The following is an 18,857-nucleotide window of genomic DNA, read 5'->3' as shown; positions in this document are numbered from 1 at the left end:
GGAGCACCGGGGGCGGGGGTGTGCGGTGCGCCGGAGGCTGCGCGGGCGGACGGATTCCGTCGGCCGTGCGGCGGTGTCCCGCCCGGGGACGAACGGCGCGGCTGTGGTTGCCGGGCCGTGGGCGGGAGTCAGCTCGCTCTCGCGCGACACCTTGGGGACCGGCGCACAGGGCCGGCGGCGCGCAGCTCCGCATCCGCCGCCCGTAACGCGTGAAACGAGGTCAGGGGCAGCACCGGGGGGTGCCCGCAGACGTGGTCCAGGTGCTCTTCGTCCTGCCAGGGCACGTGACGCCTTCCTCTACGGGAGCCTCGGCGAGCCGTCTTGCTCTTATGCCCCATCTGTGCTCTGCGGCATCACTTCCCACATCGGCATCACTTTAAGACAAGATTGCCGTCAAGCCATGGCGTAACAAAGCTCACTCTTGACCAGGCGTCCTCTGGCCAGGACACGCCAAATGCCCCGGGGGCGGGCCTCGTTCGCCATCCGGGGTGCATGGCTGACGAGGTCCCGCTCACGGGGCTCGGGAAGGGCGACCGGTCGCGCCAGGGCCTGTCCGATGGGTCGGGGTCGGAAAGGCCGCGGCGTCTGGTGCGGTGCATCGCAAGGCGCCGGAGCGTCTCGATAGCGGAGCTATCGGGATGTTTCGGCAACGCCGCGAGGTGCCGTGCCAGGCGTCGCGGGCCCGGCCAGGACCCATCGGACAGGCCCTAAGGGCGGCTCGGCGTGAACTGCACCGGCAGCGCGACGAGGTGGCGGTACATCAGCGAGGTCGACCACTCCAGTTCGGTCTCGGGAACGGCCAGCCGGATGTCGGGCAGGCGGGTGAGCAGCGTGTCGACGGCCGTGTCGGCGATCGCCCGGCCGATGTGCTGGCCCGGGCATTCGTGCGGTCCGCTGCTGAAGGCGAGATGGGACCGGTTGCCGTGCACGGGTGCCGTCAGGTCGGGGCGGATCGCGGGGTCCGCGTTCGCCGCCCGCAGGCCGAGCAGCAGCATGTCGCCCGCCTTGATGGCCTGTTCGCCCAGCCGGGTGTCGCTGGTCGCCCAGCGTCCCAGCAGCGTCATCATCGGCGGCTCGTCCCACATGACCTGCTCCAGCGCATCGGGCAGCGTCATATGTCCGCCGGTGAGATGCGCGCGGAAGCGCGGGTCGGTGAGCACCATGCGCAGCGCGTTCGCGATGAGGTTGACGGTGGTCTCGTTCGCCGCGGTGAGGATGAGGCGCAGATGTTCGCGGATCTCGTCGTCGCCGAGGCCGGCGGAGTGCTCGATCAGCTTGGACGGGAAGTCGTGCCCGGGGTCGGCGCGCTTGCGCTCGACCAGCTGCTGCAGAGTCCGGGTGATGAAGTCGTTGCTGGCCACGGCGGTCTGCGTACCGTTGAGCACGTCCTGGACGGCGGCCGCCAGACTCGGTCCGTGCTCGTCCGGCATGCCGAACAGCTGCGTCATGACGAGCAGCGGGAGTTCGGCGGCGAACTGGCCCACCAGGTCGGCCTGTCCCGTCGCGGCGAACCGGTCGACCAGTTGGTCGGTGAAGCGGGTGACATGGCGCCGGATGCCGCGGGACTCGAAGCGCCCGAGGCTGTCGGTGACGGCGCCGCGCAGCCGCTTGTGCTCCTCACCGTCGACGAAGACGCACAGCGGCTGCCAGGTCGTGATCGGTGCCAGCGGGTGGTGCGGCGGCACCCTGCCCTCGGCCATGTCCCGCCAGTGGCGGGAGTCGCGGGAGAAGACGCTCGGGGTGCGCAGGATCTCCAGGTTCTCGCGGTGCCCGAGGACCAGCCAGGCCGGCAGGTCGCCGTGGACGAGTACCGGTGCGACCGGGCCGTACTCGGCGCGCAGGGCCTCCTGCACACCCACGAGGTCGGCCTGGACGTCGGCGTCGTGCAGCCGATACAGGGTCTCGGGGGCACGGCCGTGCGCCGGGCAGCCCGGCGGCGGCGCGAGGTGCGCGGCGGCGGCGTGCTCGGGGAAGTTGGCGGTCAATTGGGCTCCGAAGTCTGGGCGGAGGAGCGCAGGTAGCGCATCAGTGTGATCAGGACGTCCCGGCTCGACGACCGCTGGCGGGCGTCACACACCACGATCGGCACCTGCTCGGGCAGGTCCAGCGCACCGCGCAGCTCCTCGGTGTCGTAGGAGTTCGCGTCGGGGAAGGCGTTGACGGCGATGACGAAGGGCACTTCGGCCTCTTCCAGGCGGCCGATCACATCGAAGCTGACTTCGAGACGCCGGGTGTCGACCAGGACGACGGCGCCGAGCGCGCCTTCGAACAGGCCGTTCCACAGGAACCAGAACCGCTGCTGGCCGGGCGTGCCGAACAGATAGAGCACCAGCTCCTCGTTGAGGCTGATCCGGCCGAAGTCCATGGCCACGGTGGTCGCGGTCTTGCGCTCCACACCCGAGACGTCGTCGACGTCGGTGCTGGCCTCCGTCATCGTCTCTTCGGTCGTCAGCGGCCTGATCTCACTCACCGAACGGACGAGCGTGGTCTTGCCGACGCCGAAGCCGCCCACGACCACGATCTTGACCGCCGCGGAGGCCGATGACGGCAGCTGGTCCTCGCGCCGAGGCTCCGTGACGAGGTCAGAGCTTCTGGAGACCATCGATAACCGCCTCAATCAGTGCTATGTCGGGAAGTTTGGAGACCGGCGCACGGGCCTCCACCCGCCCGTCGGTCAGGAGGTCGGCGAGGAGCACGCCGACCACGCTGGCGGGTAGCGCTAAATGCGCGGAGATCTCGGCCACGGAAAGCGGCGACCGGCAGACCCGGAGGATCGCGACGTGCTCGGGCTGCATACCCGGCTGCGACTCCTCCAGGGCGACGATCAGCGTGACGAGGTCGAGCTCGGCCTGCTCCTCACTTCCGGTCCGGCCCCCCGTGATCACGTACAACCGCTCAGGACCGCTGTGGTCCCAGTCCTGATCGGATTCGCTCACGCCGTCCGCCCGTCGGTGCGCGGCGGGCTGGTGAGGTGGGCGCCTATCCGGGCCACCAGGTCGCGCATGCACTGTCCGACGAGCCCGGCGTCCACGCCCTCGTCGGCGAGCACCGCCAGATGCGCACCGGCACCGGCGGCCATCAGGTACATGAAGCCGCCGCTGACCTCGATGACGACCATTCTCATCCGGCCGTCGCTGTGCGGGAATTCGGAGGCCACCGCCACCGAGAGGCTCTGCAGTCCGGAACCGATGGCGGCGAGGCGGTCGGCGGTGTCCGGGGAGGTGTCGTACCGGGCCATGCACAGGCCGTCCGACGACAGCACCACGATATGGCGGGTCTGGGGGACGCTCTCCGCGAGGTCCTTGAGCATCCAGTCCATGTCCGCGCGCTGATACATCGGTTACTCACCCTTGTCTGACGTGTCGTTGCTGGTCCGGGCGGGCGCCGACGTCGACCGTTCGCCGGCGAGGCCACTGCGCAGCTCGGCCATCCAGACGCCGGGCGCCGGCTCCTCGTGCGCCGTCGCCGCCGGGCCCGGCCGGGCGGCGGCCGCCTTGCGGGCGGCGGAGTTCGCAGAGCGCCGACGCCGCTGCGGCAGGCCGCTGGCCGTCACCTCGGTCCCGGTGTGTTGCTCCTCGGCACGGTCCAGGGGGGCGGACGCAGCGACTGCGCCGGGGACCTCCGTGATGGACCGGGGCGCGGGAAGTGTGCTCGGTGTCCGCTCGGGCGCCGGCGCGGCGGGCTGGGTGGCGCTGGGGGACGGTGCCGTCCGCGGACCGGAGGAGGCGCCGATGCCGTGCGCCCTGCCCGGTGCGGGCGCGGTGGTGATGGACGCCTTCGGGACGGTCAGTACGGCGCGCACCCCGCCGTAGGCCGACGGCGGCAGCGACACCTGGAAGTCGTAGGCCCGCGCCAGGCGGCCGACGACCGCGAGGCCCAGTCGCGGCGATTCGCCGAGGTCCTTGAGGTCGATCCCGGCCCGGGCCTCGTTCAGCATCCGCTCGGCCCGGGCGCGGGCCTCCTCGCTGAGGCCGATGCCGCCGTCCTCGATCTCGATGGCGATGCCCATGTGCACCTCCACCGCCGTGAGATGGACGCGGGTCTTGGGCGGCGAGTACCGGGTGGCGTTGTCCAGCAGCTCGGCCAGTGCGTGGATGAGCGGCTCGACGGCCGGGCCGACGACGGCGACTTCGGCGACGGAGTGCAGTTCGACGCGCTGGTAGTCCAGGATCCGGGACATCGCACCGCGCAGCACGCTGTAGAGCGGTACCGGCTTGCTCCACTGGCGTCCTGGGCGGGCGCCACTGAGGACGGCGATGCTGTCGGCCAGGCGGCCGATCAGGGCCGTGCCGTGGTCGAGCCGGAGCAGGTCGGCGAAGAACGCCGGCTCCTGGCCGTGCCGGTCCTCCATCGCGCGCAGGTCCGTCGCCTGCTGGTGGACGATGGCCTGGACGCGTCGGGCGACGTTCACCACACCGCGCTGCGCGGAGTCGCGCATGGACTCCTCGGCCTGCACCGCCTCGACGACCGAGCGCAGCAGCGCCTCGTGCGCCGCCCGGAACTGCGGGCTGAGGCCGTTGTCCTCGACGGTGAGGGAGAGCAGCACGTCCTCGGCGAACTCGCCTTCCTGGAGCCTGCTGACGGCCACCGGGAGCTGCTGCTCGGCCAGCCGGATCGTCGCCGCCTCCTGCTGCCGCAGATGCTGGGCGAGCAGCGACTCGCGCTCAAGTGCCGTGGCGCGCAGCTCGGACAGGGCCCGGCCGCGGCGTGCCACCGCCGCCGAGAGGACCGCGATGACGGCCGTGGCGACCACGCCGCACCAGATCACCGCCCAGGTGGCCGCGGGCGGCACCAGCACCGCGGCGACCACCGTCGCCACGGCCGCCACGACAGCGGGTGCCGACCACGCCGCAACGGAGCCGGAACGAGAGCCTCCGGGTGACGACGCAGTGCGAACCATCAACATCCTTAATCGCGGTGAACTGCAAGGCGTGTGGGTGACGGCGCAGCGGTGACGACGGTGTCGGCCCTACCTGACCCACTCAAGGCGTTAACAAAACCATTAGTTGAATGCAAGGAGAATCGCCGCTCTCCTCTGTGCTCAACTGGTAACAGTGTAACCAGAATTGATCACCAGTCACGGTCGCACCACTACCCGCGGTACGGGCTGAGACGGTTATCACACGCCCCGTGCCCGAACGGCGGCTCTGCGGCAGTGGTGTTGGCCACTTCCGCAAGAGCTAGGACGTGGCCTTACGGCGCAGACCGTAGGCGAGCGCGCCGACGGCCAGGACCGCGGCACCGGACAGCACCGAGGACGGCGGCAGGGCGAAGGCCAGCAGCAGGCAGCCCGCGAGGCCGAGTACCGGCACCGCGCGCCGGCGGCGTCCTCCGTCCGGGGCGAGGGTCCAGGCACTGGCGTTGGCGAGGGCGTAGTAGACCAGCACCCCGAAGGAGGAGAACCCGATCGCCCCGCGCACGTCCACCGTCGCCGCGAGGGCCACCACGACCAGGCCGACGGCGAGTTCGGCGCGGTGCGGCACCTTGTACCGCGGGTGGACGGCGGCCAGGGCTGCGGGCAGGTGGTGGTCCCGGGCCATCGCCAGCGTGGTGCGCGAGACGCCCAGGATCAGTGCCAGCAGCGAGCCGAGCGCGGCGACCGCGGCACCGGCGCGGACCACCGGCGCCAGGCCGGGCAGGCCCGCCACGCGGACCGTGTCGACGAGCGGGGCGGTGGACGCCGCCAGCCCCCGGCTCCCCAATACGGTCAGCGCCGCCACCGCGACAGCGGCGTAGACGAGCAGGGTGATGCCCAGGGCGAGGGGCACGGCGCGGGGAATGGTGCGGGCCGGGTCGCGCACCTCCTCGCCGAGGGTGGCGATTCGGGCGTACCCGGCGAACGCGAAGAACAGCAGCCCCGCCGCCTGCAGCAGCCCGCCGAACGTGGCGTCGCCGCCGATGTCCAGCCGGCCGGCGTCCGCCGCGCCGGAGGTGAGGGCGGCGCACACCACCGCGGCGAGCACGGCCAGCACGACGGCCACGATCGCGCGGGTGAGCCAGGCGGACTTCTGCACCCCGGCGTAGTTGACGGCGGTCAGCGCCACCACGGCGGCCACCGCCGCCGCGTGTGCCTGGGACGGCCATACGTAGGAGCCGACGGTCAGTGCCATCGCCGCGCAGGAGGCGGTCTTGCCGACCACGAACGCCCACCCGGCCAGGTATCCCCAGAAGTCCCCGAGCCGTTCGCGGCCGTAGACATAGGTGCCGCCGGACGCCGGGTATCGCGCCGCCAGCCGCGCCGAGGAGGTGGCGTTGCAGTACGCGACCACCGCCGCCACGGCGAGGGCGAGCGGCAGCCCCGACCCGGCCGCGTGCGCCGCCGGTGCCAGGGCGGCGAAGATCCCGGCGCCGATCATCGCCCCCAGGCCGATCACCACCGCGTCGAAGAGGCCCAGCCGCCGCTGCAGCTCCTCCGGGCTACCGGAGCCGATCGATGGCGTGTTCATGGCGCGCTCCTCGGAGACGTCGGCGGGCATCCGGCGTGGACGGAAACTGGCGTCGGGAGACGATATGTGCCCGGGGCCGCCGCCCGGCACCCCTGTCCGGGACCCGGTCGTGCGGGACCCGGTCTGCGGGGGCCGCCGTCGAAGGCCGCCGGGCCGGTGCGCGGCGGGCGACGGAAACGGCACCGCCCGGACCCGGTGGCGGGTCCGGGCGGCGGCGTCGCTCGGTGCGGTCCGGTCGGCTAGACGCCGGGGAAGGTCATGGCCTCCTCGTTCCGGCGGAGGAGTTCCTCCCGGGGGGCCTGCCGGAAGTAGTCGTCACGGGCCTGCCGTTCGGCGGGGGTGACCGCCTGTTCCATGTCGCTCAGCGAGCGGGAGGCGCCGACCATCATCCGGGTGCGCTCGCGCCGCCGGTCCTCGTACCTGCGCAGGGCGCCCGGCAGGTCCGCGGCGGCGGCCGGCTCGGCGAGGGTGTGCGCCAGGACGACGGCGTCCTCGATGGCCATGCACGAGCCCTGCCCCAGCGTGGTGAGCATGGGGTGGGCCGCGTCGCCGAGCAGGGTGACCCGGCCCGCTCCCCACCGCTCCAGGAAGACGCGGTCGCGGGAGGGCACGGCGAGGATGTCCTGGCTCGGGGTGGCCTCGATCACCGCCCGGACCTCTTCGGCCCAGTCCGCGTAGGCCAGGGTGATGTCGTCCTTGGTGCCCTGCCAGTCGTGCGACTCGGAGGCGGGCATCTCCTTCGTGCCCCACCAGTAGTAGCGGCCGTGGCCGATGTCGATGAGGCCGAAGCGCTGTCCGCTGCCCCAGTAGTGGTGCACGGCGCCCGGGGCCATGACGGGGTGCTGGAAGGGGACGATGCCCAGCCAGCAGACGTAGCCGCTGTCCTGGGAGTCCTCCCCCGGCCCCACGAGTTGCCGGCGGACGGCCGAGTGGAAGCCGTCGGCGCCGATGAGGATGTCGCCGCGCACCTCGCGCCCGTCCTCCAGCCGGACCGTGACGCCGGTGTCGTCGGAGTCGAAGCCGGTGACGGCGGCGCCGAGGTGGATCGGGTCGCCCATCTGGTCGAGCAGGGCTTCCTGGAGGTCCGAGCGGCTCAGGCAGACGCTGGGCGCGCCCACGTTGTCGCATGCCTCCTTGAACGGCAGATCCCTGATGAGCTCGCCGCGGTGGTCCAGGATGGTGAACGACTCGGCGATCCGGCCGCGCTTGTCGAGTCCGAGATCGATGTCGAGGGTGGCGAGCGCGGCGATGGCGTTGCTCATCACCGACAGTCCGGATCCGGCGGCGCGCAGCTCGCCGGCCCGTTCGAACACCTCGACGTCGAGGCCGGCTCGCCGCAGCGCGAGGGCGCAGGTGAGTCCGCCTATGCCGGCTCCGGCCACGAGGGCCTTCACACGCTTCTGGGACATCTCGTCAGCTCTCCTCACGCGCTGCGGACCGGTCGGTCCGGATCAGTTCGGCGACGGTCTTCGCCACGTGTTCCACGTACGGTTCCTCCATGATCGTCAAGTGGTCGCCGGGGACGCTGACGACGTTGATCGGGCCGTCGGTCATCGTGCTCCAGCCGTTCTGGGCGTCCTGATGGCGGGTGCGGGCGGCGCCGTGCATCTCGGCGAGGACGTCCGGCAGCGGCTGCATGGCGCGGATCAGGGTGGGCTCCAGGTGCTCGTCCTGGGGCCGGTAGTCCAGTGCCGCCTGCCAGTTCGCCTGGTAGACGTGGAAGAGGCGGCGGATGACGGCCCCCGAGCTGCCGGCCGGCAGCACACCGGCCTCGCCGGCGAGCCGGGCGATGAAGTCGAACTTCTCCTCGACGGTGGTCAGTTCCGCCGGGATGTCCTCCACCGGGGAGCCGCCGCCGCGCTCCAGCCACAGCAGTTCCCAGAAGAACCAGCCCAGCAGCGCGTCGTCGTCGTGCCGGGTGCGCGGCCCCGGGCTCAGCGCGGTGGTGTCCAGCAGAACGAGTCGGTTGATCTCCTCCCCCGCCGCGCGCAGCTGGCGGGCGATCTCGAAGGCCACGAAGCCGCCGAAGGACCAGCCGCCGATGGTGTACGGGCCGTGCGGCTGCACCGTGCGCAGTGCGGTCACATAGCTGGCGGCGATCTCCTCGACGCTGCCCAGTGGCGTGGTGCCCGGGTCCGCGCCCGCCGCCTGGAGTGCGTACAGCGGCTGGTCGGCCGGGAGATGGCGGGCGAAGCGGACGTAGCACAGCACGTTGCCGCCCATGGGATGGACCATGAACAGCGGCGGGCGGCTGCCGTTCGGGCGGATCGGCACCAGGGGCTCGAAGGCGGCGACCGCGTCACCGTTGCGGAGCCGGGCCGCGAGTCCGGCCACGGTCGGCGCCGCGATGAACTCGGACAGCGCGATGGTCACCCCGTAGCGCTGCTCGATCTGCACCACCAGCCGCATCGCGGTCAGCGAGGTGCCGCCCAGGTCGAACAGGCCGGTGTGGATGCCGACCGACGGCAGGTGCAGCAGGTCCGCCATCATCTCGGCGAGCGCGCGTTCGTAGTCGTCGCGGGGCGCGGTGTCGTCGGGGCCGGCGGCGGTGGTCAGCGGTGCCTTGCGCAGTGCGGCGTCGTCCCGCTTGCCGCTGGGCGTCAGCGGCAGCCGCGGGGTCCACTGCAGATGCGAGGGCACCATGTGCTCGGGCAGTGTGGACTGCAGCCGTTCGCGGATGCCGGGCAGGTCGTCCTCGGCGCCGTCGCCGACGAGGAACGCCGCGAGGAAGGTGTCGCCGTTCTCGCGCTGCCGTGCCACGACCGCGGCGTCGCGCAGCGGCGGGTAGTGCTCGGCGAGGGCGGTGAGGGCCAGTTCCACCTCGGCGGGCTCGACGCGGAAGCCGCGGACCTTGACCTGCGCGTCGGCGCGTCCCGCGTAGACGACGGCGCCGTCGGACAGCACCAGGCCGAGGTCGCCGGTGTGGTAGAGCACCTGCCCCTCGCCGCCGAACGGGTGCGGGACGAAGCGCTCCTTGGTCAGGTCGGGGCGGCCTTCGTAGCCGTGGGCCAGGCAGGCGCCGCCGAGGTAGACCTCACCGCGTGCGCCGGCGGGAACCGGGCGCAGGCGGTCGTCCAGGACGTGCACCTCGGCGCCGTCGATGGCGTACCCGATCGGCGGCAGCGCGGGGAACGCGGCCGGGTCCCCGGCCATGGTGAAGGCGGTGGCGACATGCGTCTCGGTCGGCCCGTACTGGTTCTCCAATACGGCGCCGGGGAGCGCGGCGCACAGCCGGCGGATCTCCCCGGTCACCCGCAGCTGCTCGCCGGACGAGATCAGCACCCGCAGGGCACGCGGGGTGATGCCCAACGCGTCCGCGGTCTCGGCGAGTTGCTGGAGCGCCACGTAGGGCAGGAAGACCCGCTCGACGCCCTCCTTGTCGATCCGGCGCAGCAGTGCGGGCATATCGCGCCGCTCGCCGTCGCTGACCAGGTGCAGCGCACCGCCCGAGCACAGGGTGGAGAAGATCTCCTGGAAGGAGACGTCGAAGCTCAGCGGGGCGTACTGCAGCGTCGCGCCGCCGGCGGCCGAACTGGGCGCCTGTATCTGCCAGTCCACCAGGGCGCCCAGCGAACGGTGCGGCATCGCGACGCCCTTGGGCCGGCCCGTGGAGCCGGAGGTGAACAGCACATACGCGGTGGCGTCCGGCGTGAGGTCCGGGCCCGGGACGTCCGCCGACTCTCCCTCGGACGCCGGGGACGGCACGGTCACCGATTCGGCGGGCAGCACCAGCGCGGGGTCGCCCGCTAGGTGGGCGTAGGGCGCGTGGGCGATCACGCGGAACGGCCTGGCCTGCTCCAGCATCGCGGCCAGTCGCTGAGCGGGGTAGCCGACGTCGAGCGGCAGCACCGCGCAGCCGGCCCGCATGACGCCCAGGATCACGGCGATGGTCTGCGGCGACCGGTCCATGGCGATGCCGATCCGGGCCTCCAGCGGGGCGCCCAGTGCCCGCAGCCGGCCGGCCACGTGCCCGGCGGCCTCGTCGAGCCGCTGGTAGCTCCACCGCTCCTCGCCTGCGGCCAGGGCGGTCGCCTGCGGGGTGCGCGCCGCCTGGTCGGCGAAGCGGGTGACGACGGTGGGCGCGGCGGTGGCCTGTGCGAGGGCCGCGGGCCGGGCGAGGAAGGCGAAGTCGGGCTCGGTGTGCGGCTCCTCCACCATCCGCCGGAGGATCTTCAGATACCCGTCCGCGAAGAGCTCGGCCTGGTCGGCGGAGAAGGTGGCGCCGTCGCAGTCGATGCGCAGCCACACCCGCCCGCCGTCCGGTTCGGTGACCGCGTTGACCAGGAGGCGGAAGTTGGTCTCCTCCCAGGTGCGAAAGTCCCGCAGCCGCAGGCCCGGCAGGTGCAGGATCTCGGCGAGCTGGTGGAAGTGGACGTAGTTGAAGGCGGTGTCCAGGACCGGGCCGCCGTGGTCCTCCTGGATGGCGCTGAGCGGGTAGCGGCGGTGGTCGTGGCCGTCCTGCTCCTGCCGGAATGCCTCGCGCACCACGTCGAGCCAGCTGTCGTGGGCGGCGTCGAGGCGCAGCGGCACGGTGTTGAGGAAGAGGCCGGCGATCCGCTCCGCGTGTGCCAGCTCGGGCCGCCCGTGGGTGACCAGTCCGGTCGTGAGGTCGCGGGTGCCGGCGAGCATCGCCAGCGTCAGGCAGTGCGCGGCGAAGAGCACGGACTTGACCGGCACGGTGTGCTCGGCCGCGAACCGCCGCACCCCCGCCGTGAGCGCGTCGGGCAGCTCGACCCGGCGCGCGGAGGGCTCGGTGCCCTCGCCGCCCGGCAGGTGCGGGCCGAACGCCTCGATCTGCAGGGGCTCGCTGCCGGCCAGCTTCTGCTGCCAGTAGCGCCGGGTCTCCTCCGAGCGCAGGGCCTGCTGCTCGTCGCGTACGTGGGCGGCGGGTGAGGGCAGCCGGGGGGTGTCGACGGGGCCGGTGTCCAGGCCGAGGCCGTGCGCGTAGTCCTGGAGGAGTTCGCCGACGAGGGTGGCCACGCTGCCGCCGTCGAGCAGCGCGTGGTGGAAGCTGAGGACCAGGTCGACGGATGCGGGCCGGACATGGGCCCGGAAGAGGTACAGCGGCGCCCGGTCGAGGACATAGGGGTGCCGGCGGCGTTCCTCGATGTGCCGGTGTATCTCGGCGTCGGCGGCACCGGGTTCGAGGGAGCGCAGGTCCGCGACGTCCAGGCCGCCGTCCGCCTCGGGGTGGACGACCTGGAGCGGCTCGGAGAAGCCCGCCAGGGCGAAGGCGGAGCGCAGCGCCGGGTGCCGTGCCACCAGCCGCTGGAACGCCGCGCGGAACGCGCCCTCGTCCCAGGGCAGTTCGAGGGTGTACTGGAAGACGTCCTTGTAGGTGGCGGAGGTCTCGTGGCGGCGGCTGTGGTAGAGCAGGCCGAGCTGGAGCCGGGTCAGCGGGAAGGCGTCCTCGGCGCCCTGGAGGCCCGCCCGGTCCACGTGCGAGACGAGGGCGAAGGGTGCGGGGGCGGCGTCGCCCGCGTGCCCAGTGGCGTCGCCCGTCTTGGCGGCCAGTTGCGCCACCGTCGGGTTGCGGACGAGGTCGGTGAGCGAGAAGCGCAGCCCCTCGGCCTCGGCCGCGGCGCGCACCTTCAGCATCAGGATCGAGTCGCCGCCGAGCGCGAAGTAGTCGTCGTGCACCCCGACGGTCTCCCGCCCCAGCACGGCGGCCCAGATTCGGGCCAGCGCGGCCTCGACGGGGGTGCGGGCCGTCTCGCGCGCCGCGGTGTCCTCGGTGTGCGGGCCGTCCTGAGGTGCGGGCAGCGCCCGGCGGTCGGCCTTGCCGTTGGGCGTGAGCGGAATGGCGTCGATCGGCAGGAAGTACGCCGGGACCATGAAGCCGGGCAGGGTCCGGGCGAGACGCTCGCGCAGCCGGACCGGGTCGTGCGCGGTGTCGGCGACGTAGTAGCCGACCAGGTGGGTGCCGCGGTCGGCGGTGGTGCGGTCCACGACGAGGGCGTCGCGGATGCCGGGGACCGAGCCGAGGGCGGCCGCCACCTCGCCCAGCTCCACGCGGTTGCCGCGGATCTTGACCTGGCCGTCCATCCGGCCGAGGTACTCCAGGGTGCCGTCCGCCAGCCACCGAGCGAGGTCGCCGGTGCGGTACATGCGGCCCTCGGGCACGAAGGGGTCGCGCAGGAACTTCTCGGCGGTCAGTTCGGGGCGGTCCAGATAGCCCCGGGCCACGCCGACGCCGCCGATGCACAGTTCGCCGGCGACGCCCACCGGCTGCGGCCGGCCGTCGGCGTCCAGCACGTACAGCTGGGTGTTGTCGATCGGCCGGCCGATGGGCACCCGCGTGACGGGCCGGGCGGGATCGGCCGGGCAGTCGTAGTACGAGACGTCCACGGTCGCCTCGGTCGGGCCGTAGAGGTTCGCCAGCCGCGCCGGGTGATCGGTGCCGAAGACGCGCTGGAACTGCTCGACGCGGGCGGCCGGCAGGGCCTCGCCGCTGCAGAAGACCTGGCGCAGCGAGCGGGCGCCCTCGCGGGCCTCGGGCGACTCCTCCAGCAGGTCGAGGAAGGGGCCGAGCATCGAGGGGACGAAGTGCGCGACGCTGACCCGCTGTTCGCGGACGGTGCGCAGGATCTCGCGCGGGTCCTGCTGGCCGCCGGGCGGCAGCAGCGCCACGCTCGCGCCCTCGACGGCCCACCAGAACAGCTCCCACACGGAGACGTCGAAGGAGACCGGCGTCTTCTGCAGCAGGACGTCGTGCTCGCCCAGCGGGTAGCGGCGCTGCATCCACGCGAGCCGGTTGACGACGCTGTGGTGCTCCACCATCACGCCCTTGGGGCGGCCGGTCGAACCGGAGGTGTAGATGACGTAGGCCAGGTCGCGGGAGGTGGCGACCGGTTCCAGCGGGGCGCCGCTGCCCTGGAGCAGGTCGTCGATGCGCCGTACGGTCATCCCCTCGGCGGCCTCGGTGACGGGGGAGCCGCCGTCGACGATCACGACCTTGGCGCGGCTGTCCGCCAGCAGGAACGCCACCCGTTCGGCGGGGTAGCCGGGGTCCACGGGCACATAGGCGCCACCGGACTTCAGGACGCCGAGGAGGGCGGCCAGGAGCTGCGGCCCCCGCTCCATCATGAGGGCGACCCGGTCGTCCGGGCCGACGCCCTCGGCCCGCAGGGCCCGGGCGATCCGGTTGGCCCGCTCGTCGAGTTCGGCGTAGGTCAGCCTCTCCCCCGCCGCCCCGATGACGGCGGTCTGCCGGGGGCGGCGGACGGCCTGCGCCTCGAACAGCGCGTGGAGGGTGGCGTGGTGGGCGTAGGGCACCCGCGGGCCGTGGCTGCGTACGGCGGTGAGGTCGTCGTACTCGGCGGGCTCCAGCATCCCGACCTCGGAGAGCGGGCGGTCAAGGTCGGTCAGGCCCTGTGCGACGAGCGTCTTGAGGTGGCCGGCGACCGAGGTGATCGGGAGGTCCTCGTCGAAGACGTCGCAGGCGTACTCCAGGTCGATGTGGAGATCGGCGGTGTCGTCGAAGGCGGAGACGATGACGCTGAGCGCGTCCTGCTCGTGCGAGGGGGCCATCATGGACGTCTCGCGGGCGACGCCGGGTATCTGGTCCGGGCGGGGCCAGCGCATATAGGAGATCTGCACGTCGAAGAGCCGGCGCGGGCCCTCGGCCGACGCGGGCAGCTGGCGCAGTACGTCGCCGAGCGAGAGCCGTTCGTGGCGCTGGAGGTCGCGGGTCGCGCGCTGGGTGGCGGCGACCGCTTCCCGCACGGTGCGGCCGCCGGGTGCGGCGACCCGCAGCGGCAGGGTGTTGGCGAAGTGGCCGGGCACCGCCCGGTGCCGCTCGTCGGGCCGGTTGAGGAAGGGGATGCCGAGGACGGCCTCCCCGCTGCGGTGCACCCGCGTCAGATACGTGCCGAACATGGCGGCCAGGTACGTGAACGGTGAGAAACCGGCGGCGCGGATCCCGTCGACGAGCGCGCCCTCGATCACGAACGAGTGCCGGGAGCGCTCGCCGGTGCGTCCGGAACGGGCGAACAGCGCGGGCTCCACGCCGGCCAGGGCTTCGCGGTGGAAGGCCCGGTCGCGGTCGGCTTCGGCGCCGGCCCGGTAGGCGGCTTCCTCCTCGACGAAGGCGAGGTAGGAGGACGGGGCGAGCCCGGCGTCCGCGCGGCCGCCGGTCACCCGGGCGTAGTCCTCCAGGATCTCCCGGCTCAGCTGGTTGACCGCCCAGCCGTCGGCGACGATGTGGTGCGCCTTGATGTGCAGATGAGTGACGGTCGGGCTCTCCAGGAGCAGGGTCGCCTCGACCATCGGCCGGTCGATGAGCGGCAGGGCGCGGGACAGCGATCGCCGTATCCACCCCTCACACGCCGCGGCCGGTTCGCGCTCTTGCGTCAGATCGAGCCGCTCGACCCGGACGCCTTCGGGCGCGGCCCACTGATGGGGCGTGCCGGCGCTTTCGCCGAAGCGCAGCCGCAAACTCTCGTGACGGAATAATGCGCGCTCAACACAGTCGACAAGAACTTCGTGGTCCACGTCACCTTGTAGTCGCTCATGGAGTACACAATTGAACTGGGGTGATTCCGGTTCCTGGCGGCCAGCGACCCAGATGTCCCGCTGATAAGCCGTCAGTGATATCGGTGATTGCTCTTTCACGCGTCCTTGCCCTCTCCCACGGGCCGCACCGGCAGCCGAGTACCCAACATGATCGACATCATGCATCCCCGCATGTCCGGTCACGTCGGACGCATCGAGGGGAGGGGAAAAGGAAAGACACAAACCCGCCAATCAGAGCGGACACCACCAGCCGCACTTACCAGATCCGGAATTACGTCGATCCACTCGTCGACCGAGCCCTGGAAACGCTTCCGCACACCGCGATCGCACCGTGCGCAAAGTTGTCCGAAAACAGCACTGGCCAAGAACTCGCAGACCTGCAGGTCGCTTGCGGCCCGCCTGTGATGTGCCTGCGAGTCGCTGCGGCCGCGCTTTATCGATATTCAGTGCGGCCCATCAATATTCGGCACCACCCCTGCACGTCGGCACGGAAAGTGACATCATGATTACGGAGTGGGGTCGAATCGGCGAGATCCGGAAAGGCGGCTGGATGCGGCAGGCGGGTGTGCTGGACGTCGGGTGCCACAGTGCGCTGCTCACCGTGGTGCGGTGGCAGGGGGCGGTACTGGAACCGGTCTTCTCCCACAAGGTGCGGCTCAGACTCCACAAGACCCTCGACCGGAAGGGGCGGCTGGGCAAGGCCGGGGTCAGGAGCGTGCAGCGCGCGGTGGCCGAGGCGACCGCCGCGGACCCGCATCTGCGCCTGCCGGAGGTGTTCGCGTTCGCCACCTCCGTCATCCGGGACGCCCCGAACCGCGAGGAGGTCATCGCGCGGGTGGCCCGCGCCACCGGCACCTTGCTGCGGGTGCTGCCCGGCGAGGAGGAGGCCCGGCTCGCCTATGTGGCGGCCCGCCAGTGGACGGGCTGCGCGGTGGGCCCCCTGCTGGTCCTGGACATCGGCGGCGGCACGGTGGAGATCGCCTCGGGAACGGGCGGCCAGCCCCGTGTCGTCCGCTCGCTGCCGCTGGGCGCCCGCCGGATCACCCGGGACTTGCTGCCCGGCGGCATCGCCTCCTCCGGGCGGCGGCTGGCCGAGGTCCGCCGTCACCTGCGGCACTGTCTGAGCCTGGAGCCGGGGGTGCCGCGGGCGGCGCCGGGAGACCGCGTCCTCGCCTGCTCGAAGACCTTCGAGCAGCTCGCCCGGTTCGCCGGCGCCGCCTGCGACGAACCGCAGCGAACGGGGCGGCAGCTGACCCTGCACCAGCTGCGCGCGGCGACCCGCCTGCTGGCCGATGTCGCCCCGGACCGACGGGGCGCCCTGCCGGGCATCTCCCGGCACCGAGCCGAGCAGTCCCTGGCGGGCGCGCTGATCGCCGAGGGCCTCATGGAGGCGTGCGGGGTGGCGAGCGTCGAGATCTGCCCCTGGTCCACGCGCGAGGGGCTGCTGCTCGAACGCCTCGGCGTGCTCGACGACGCGTCCCGGCACGATGGGCCCGCCGGGTGATCCACCGGTCGGCGGCCGGTGGCGCGGGACGGGGCCGGATGCGGGTCAGGGCCGGGGCAGGGCGCGGGCGATGAGGACCGCGACGTCGTCGTGGTCCTCCGGGTCGCGCAGGGTCTCCAGGAGTCGGTCGCAGGTGTCCTCCAGGGTGGGGTCGGGGTCGGCGAGCAGGCGGCACAGCAGGTCCAGGCGCGCGTCGATGGCGTGTCGGCGGCTCTCGACCAACCCGTCGGTGTAGAGCACCAGTTGGTCGCCGGGGTGCAGGTCGAAGGTGGTGGACTCGAAGGGGACGCCGCCGACCCCGAGGGGGACACCGGTGGGCAGGTCGAGCAGTTCGGGCGGCCGCCGGGCCCGCATCAGGACGGGGGGCAGATGTCCGGCGACGGCGATGCGGCAGGCCGCGCGGTGCGGATCGTAGACGGCGTAGACGCAGGTGGCGTACTGGTCCAGGTCGGCGGTGATCTTGTCGATGTGCCGCAGTACCTCGGTCGGCGGGATGTCGAGGTCGGCCAGGGTGGAGGAGGCGGTGCGCAGCCGGCCCATCGTGGTGGCGGCGTCGATGCCGCTGCCCATCACATCGCCCACGACGAGCGCGGTCTTGTCCGCGACGAGCGGGATGACGTCGAACCAGTCGCCGCCGACTTCGCTGGTGGTGCCGGCGGGCTGGTAGCGGGTGGCGATCTCCAGGCCCGACGGCTGCGGCGGACGGGCCGGGAGCAGGCTGCGCTGGAGGGTGAGGGCGGCGTTGCGCTGGCCTTGGTACAGGCGGGCGTTGTCGATGCACACCGCGGCCCGGTCGGCCAGTTCACCGGCCAGCGTGAGGTCGTCCTCGTCGAAGGGCAGCGGGTTGCGGGCACGGGTGAGGCCCAGCGCGCCCAGCACCTCGCCGCGGGCGATCAGCGGCGTCGTGAGGTAGGTGTGGATACCGGCCCGGGAAAGGAGGGCGGCCGCCTCGGGGTCCCGGGCGATATGCGCCAGGTCGTCCTCGTCGACGTGCGGGATCAGGATGGGGCGGCCGGTCCGTACGCACCGGGTGGCCAGCCGTTCGGGCCCGTAGCTGGCGAAGTGGCCCGGAGGGTCGGCGGCGCGGACCGCCTCGGTGGGGTAGGCGGCCTTGACCGCGAGGGCCCGGAAACGTGCCTGGCGGGTGCCGGGGGCCGGGGGCGGGCGGTCTTCCAGCACGGAGTCCAGGATGTCCACGGCCGCCACGTCGGCCAGCTCGGGCACGGCGACCTCGGCCAGCTCGCGGGCGGTGCGCTCCACCTCCAGCGTGGTGCCGATACGGGCGGAGCCGTCGGCGAGCAGCGCGAGGCGGCGCCGGGCGCGGGCCACCTCGGTGGTCGCGCGGTGGCGATCGGTCACGTCCACCACCAGGCCGGCCACCCCCAGCACCCGCCCGCCGGGGTCCTCCAGCCGGTAGTAGGACACCGACCAGGCGTGATCGTGGTCGGGGTCGGCGGCGGTACGCCCCAGGGTGTACTGGTCGACCAGGGGGTCGCCGGTCTCCAGGACCTGCCGCAGCGCGCCCTCGATCTCGTCGGCGTCCAGGAACGGCAGCACCTCGGGGACCGTCCGGCCGAGGTGGTCCCCGGCGGACAGACCGTTGATCCGCTCCAGCGCCGGGTTGACGGCCAGATACCGCAGGTCGGTGTCCAGGACGGCCAGCCCGATCGGGGACTGTGCGACCAGCCTCGTGGACAGGGCCACATCCCGCTCCACCTGGCGCAGGACCGCCTCGTCGGTGGCGATGCCCAGGGCGTAGAAGTCCCCCCGGTCGTCCAGCAGCCGCATGTTGCGGAACTCCACCAGGCGGGTGCTGCCGTCCTTGTGCCGTACGGGGAAGGCCCCGGCCCAGCTCTGGCCGGTCCCCATCACCTCGGTGAACAGTGTGATCACCAGGTCCAGATGCCGCTCGTGGACCAGCAGCCGGCCCGCGAAGCGGCCCAGGGCCTCATCGGCGGTGTAGCCGAACAGCTCCTCGGCCTGCGGGCTCCACAGCACGATCCGCCCCTCGGCGTCCAGCAGCACCGCCGCGACACCGAGCAGATCCAGCAGCCCGCTCGGCTGTGTCGCCACAGGGGTCGGCTGGTGGTCGCCCATGGGGCCGAACGGGTCGGCGGTGGTCATCCCCGGTCCTCCCTCCGGCGAGCGAGGTCCGGGTGGGGGTGACGGCTTGCGGGCATGGTGGGTCGCTTCCCGGCTCGGACCGGGCGCGGGCCGGACACTCGCGGCTGCCCTTGCTTCGATTCTGCCTCTCCCCCACTGCGGCGGCCCGAGGGCGGACGGCCCGCGGCGGCGACCGTCAATACACCTAGGGCCTGTCCGATGGGTCGGGGTCGGAAAGGCCGCGGCGTCTGGTGCGGTGCATCGCAAGGCGCCGGAGCGTCTCGATAGCG

At 72.6% G+C, this 18,857-nt stretch carries 10 protein-coding genes; 1 reads left to right on the top strand and 9 read right to left on the bottom strand.

From position 1 onward, the window contains the following. Window positions 1-707: 707 nt before the first annotated feature. The 8 genes from ACZ4NB_RS35935 to ACZ4NB_RS35900 all read right to left on the bottom strand — a co-directional run bounded on the left by ACZ4NB_RS35935 (window position 708) and on the right by ACZ4NB_RS35900 (window position 15,059). Window positions 708-1,985 (bottom strand): cytochrome P450, encoded by a 1,278-nt coding sequence (locus tag ACZ4NB_RS35935; protein ID WP_467667245.1) that lies wholly within the window; start codon window positions 1,983-1,985, stop codon window positions 708-710. After that, window positions 1,982-2,602, bottom strand: a complete 621-nt coding sequence (locus tag ACZ4NB_RS35930) for a GTP-binding protein (protein WP_467667244.1) — start codon at window positions 2,600-2,602, stop codon at window positions 1,982-1,984. The genes ACZ4NB_RS35935 and ACZ4NB_RS35930 overlap by 4 nt, the downstream gene beginning before the upstream one ends. Beyond that, complete coding sequence (locus ACZ4NB_RS35925) at window positions 2,583-2,936, bottom strand: DUF742 domain-containing protein (RefSeq protein ID WP_467667243.1); 354 nt, start codon at window positions 2,934-2,936, stop codon at window positions 2,583-2,585. The genes ACZ4NB_RS35930 and ACZ4NB_RS35925 overlap by 20 nt, the downstream gene beginning before the upstream one ends. Continuing rightward, window positions 2,933-3,337: a roadblock/LC7 domain-containing protein gene (locus ACZ4NB_RS35920; protein WP_384427578.1), complete on the bottom strand. Its 405-nt coding sequence runs from the start codon at window positions 3,335-3,337 to the stop codon at window positions 2,933-2,935. Before ACZ4NB_RS35920 ends, ACZ4NB_RS35925 begins: the two co-directional genes overlap by 4 nt. A 3-nt stretch (window positions 3,338-3,340) precedes the next feature. Then, window positions 3,341-4,900 carry a sensor histidine kinase gene (locus tag ACZ4NB_RS35915; RefSeq protein WP_467667242.1) on the bottom strand — a complete coding sequence of 520 codons (1,560 nt, stop codon included), beginning with the start codon at window positions 4,898-4,900 and terminating at the stop codon, window positions 3,341-3,343. A 280-nt stretch (window positions 4,901-5,180) separates the two neighbouring features. Next, window positions 5,181-6,446 (bottom strand): APC family permease, encoded by a 1,266-nt coding sequence (locus ACZ4NB_RS35910; RefSeq protein ID WP_467667241.1) that lies wholly within the window; start codon window positions 6,444-6,446, stop codon window positions 5,181-5,183. A gap of 239 nt (window positions 6,447-6,685) precedes the next feature. Further along, window positions 6,686-7,855, bottom strand: a complete 1,170-nt coding sequence (locus ACZ4NB_RS35905) for an FAD-dependent monooxygenase (protein WP_467667240.1) — start codon at window positions 7,853-7,855, stop codon at window positions 6,686-6,688. Between the two features lie 4 nt (window positions 7,856-7,859). Then, window positions 7,860-15,059: an amino acid adenylation domain-containing protein gene (locus ACZ4NB_RS35900; RefSeq protein WP_467667239.1), complete on the bottom strand. Its 7,200-nt coding sequence runs from the start codon at window positions 15,057-15,059 to the stop codon at window positions 7,860-7,862. Between the two features lie 403 nt (window positions 15,060-15,462). On the opposite strand from ACZ4NB_RS35900, the gene ACZ4NB_RS35895 reads away from it, so the two are divergent. Further along, window positions 15,463-16,464 carry a Ppx/GppA phosphatase family protein gene (locus tag ACZ4NB_RS35895; protein WP_467667238.1) on the top strand — a complete coding sequence of 334 codons (1,002 nt, stop codon included), beginning with the start codon at window positions 15,463-15,465 and terminating at the stop codon, window positions 16,462-16,464. A 45-nt stretch (window positions 16,465-16,509) separates the two neighbouring features. Here ACZ4NB_RS35895 and ACZ4NB_RS35890 read toward each other — a convergent pair whose 3' ends face one another. Continuing rightward, window positions 16,510-18,588 (bottom strand): SpoIIE family protein phosphatase, encoded by a 2,079-nt coding sequence (locus ACZ4NB_RS35890; RefSeq protein WP_467667237.1) that lies wholly within the window; start codon window positions 18,586-18,588, stop codon window positions 16,510-16,512. Between the last annotated feature and the right edge of the window lie 269 nt (window positions 18,589-18,857).

It is taken from the genome of Streptomyces sp. NPDC026575, assembly GCF_055567415.1.
The sequence above is the reverse complement of the archived record's forward strand: the minus strand, read 5'-3'. Positions and strand labels throughout refer to the sequence as shown.

Excerpts from the sequence above, each read along its gene's own strand:
- ACZ4NB_RS35930 (WP_467667244.1), bottom strand. The coding sequence starts at position 2,602 with ATGGTCTCCAGAAGCTCTGACCTCGTCACGGAGCCTCGGCGCGAGGAC.
- ACZ4NB_RS35920 (WP_384427578.1), bottom strand. The coding sequence starts at position 3,337 with ATGTATCAGCGCGCGGACATGGACTGGATGCTCAAGGACCTCGCGGAG.
- ACZ4NB_RS35915 (WP_467667242.1), bottom strand. The coding sequence starts at position 4,900 with ATGGTTCGCACTGCGTCGTCACCCGGAGGCTCTCGTTCCGGCTCCGTT.
- ACZ4NB_RS35910 (WP_467667241.1), bottom strand. The coding sequence starts at position 6,446 with ATGAACACGCCATCGATCGGCTCCGGTAGCCCGGAGGAGCTGCAGCGG.
- ACZ4NB_RS35905 (WP_467667240.1), bottom strand. The coding sequence starts at position 7,855 with ATGTCCCAGAAGCGTGTGAAGGCCCTCGTGGCCGGAGCCGGCATAGGC.
- ACZ4NB_RS35895 (WP_467667238.1), top strand. The coding sequence starts at position 15,463 with ATGATTACGGAGTGGGGTCGAATCGGCGAGATCCGGAAAGGCGGCTGG.
- ACZ4NB_RS35890 (WP_467667237.1), bottom strand. The coding sequence starts at position 18,588 with ATGACCACCGCCGACCCGTTCGGCCCCATGGGCGACCACCAGCCGACC.